General features: G+C 42.1%; 4 protein-coding genes. 1 reads left to right on the forward strand and 3 read right to left on the reverse strand.

Annotated elements, in window-relative coordinates; all coding sequences use genetic code 11:
• The 3 genes from SMIDD26_RS08340 to zapA all read right to left on the reverse strand — a co-directional run.
• Positions 1-228, reverse strand: a 228-nt coding sequence (locus SMIDD26_RS08340; RefSeq protein WP_348538401.1) for a hypothetical protein, incomplete at its 3' end; no start/stop codon positions are given.
• Positions 229-331: 103 nt separating this feature from the next.
• Positions 332-880: a CvpA family protein gene (locus tag SMIDD26_RS08345; protein ID WP_000624513.1), complete on the reverse strand. Its 549-nt coding sequence runs from the start codon at positions 878-880 to the stop codon at positions 332-334.
• Positions 877-1,179, reverse strand: a complete 303-nt coding sequence (zapA, locus tag SMIDD26_RS08350) for a cell division protein ZapA (protein ID WP_000002019.1) — start codon at positions 1,177-1,179, stop codon at positions 877-879. The genes SMIDD26_RS08345 and zapA overlap by 4 nt, the downstream gene beginning before the upstream one ends.
• Positions 1,180-1,265: 86 nt before the next feature.
• On the opposite strand from zapA, the gene SMIDD26_RS13215 reads away from it, so the two are divergent.
• The coding region (locus tag SMIDD26_RS13215) for a DUF3378 domain-containing protein (protein ID WP_246747001.1) at positions 1,266-1,604 on the forward strand (339 nt) is incomplete at its 3' end.

A 1,604-nucleotide genomic window follows, 5' to 3' on the forward strand; every position in this document is an offset into this window, starting at 1 on the left:
CTTGCAGACTCCTGCGATTTCCTTAGTTGCGAGAATGGTAAAATGCGGTTGCTCGACAAAGAGGGCCTGCATTTCCTTCATCTCAGCAAAAGCCTGTTTGATTTTATCCGCTTTGGCAGTTGGAGCCAGCTGTCTTAGTTGCTCCAAGCCCTGCTCAGTCAACAAATGGGGTTCAAACAAAGTCTTGACCTTATTGAACTCTAATGTTTCTAATATTTTCTTGTTCATCGTTATTTCCTTGTCTTTGAATGTCTAGGTGTGGTAGCTTTTTACATTCTGATAGATTCGAGTCAAATCTGTAAACAAAGGGCTAGGAAAACTCCTGCCCTTTTTATCCGATTAAATTTGTCACCCAGATTTGTTTGAGCCAACTGGTTGTTACTGGTATGCTCTGGATGATATGTTTTGCGACGATACTCTTTTCAAGAGGATTTTGTATAGCTGCCATGGGAATGGTCGCCAAGATAGTCAAGGCCATTTGCAAGACAAATAAGGTCACCAACATGGACAAGATACCTGCTGAAACTTGGAACAACTTACCACCCAGTTTTTTACTAGGAATCAAGTGTAGGAGGAGACCAAGCAAACGACCGATGCTATAGACAATCCCAAATACAAGCAAATAGCCGATCCCTGCGTAAAAGACCTTATCCAACTGAAAGAGTTGATCCGATGGGAAGAAAAAAGTCCCCTGACCTTCCTGCGGATTTGCATAAGGGAGGAGCAAATGAAATTGCTCTCCAAGTCCCTTATAAAACTGGCCAGCCACAAAAGCCGAAGCCATGGCTGAAATCAGGTAATAAACCTGTAAGAGCAGGCCTCTCCGATAGCCGATATAAAATCCCCAAGCCAAGACCAATAGAAGAAGGAGTGAAATCATAAGGAATCCTCAATCTTGCTCTGTTCTTGCTTGCAAGTCACAAGCTTGTGACGGAGTTCTTCTAGCTCTTGCTCCTTATCATCAAATTCAATCTCACGGCTGAGTTGAGTTGACAAACAGTTGACTGCCAACAAAAGAGCGATGGTTTCATCATCTGCACTAGGCATTTGTTCTTTAATTGCTTGGTATTTTTCTGTCGCAACCTTGGCGATTTCCTCCATAAAAAGGTTATCATGCTCGCTTGTCAAGGTTAATGATTTTTTCCCGAATGTAAATTTGAATCGATTTAGATTTGCCATAAAATTCACCTCACGATATTATACCAAAATTCGCTAATTTTGTCAGTTTTTACAAATTTGCCTGCTTTTGTGGTACAATAGAAACTATGGCAAGTATAACACTCACACCAAACGAAAAGGAGATTCAGGCTTTTCTTGAACACTATCAAACCAGTCTGGCTCCCAGCAAGAATCCCTATATCCGCTACTTTTTGCGACTACCTCAAGCAACGGTTTCTATCTATACTTCTGGAAAGGTCTTGCTTCAGGGTGAAGGAGCTGAGAAATACGCCAGTTTCTTTGGCTATCAAGTTGTAGAGGAAACTAGCGGTCAAAATCTTCCTTTGATTGGGACAGATGAGGTGGGAAATGGTTCCTACTTTGGTGGGCTTGCAGTTGTGGCTTCCTTTGTCACTCCAGACCAGCATGATTTCTTGCGGAAACTC

The organism is Streptococcus mitis (assembly GCF_001579035.1).
Taxonomy (GTDB): Bacteria; Bacillota; Bacilli; order Lactobacillales; family Streptococcaceae; genus Streptococcus; species Streptococcus mitis_J.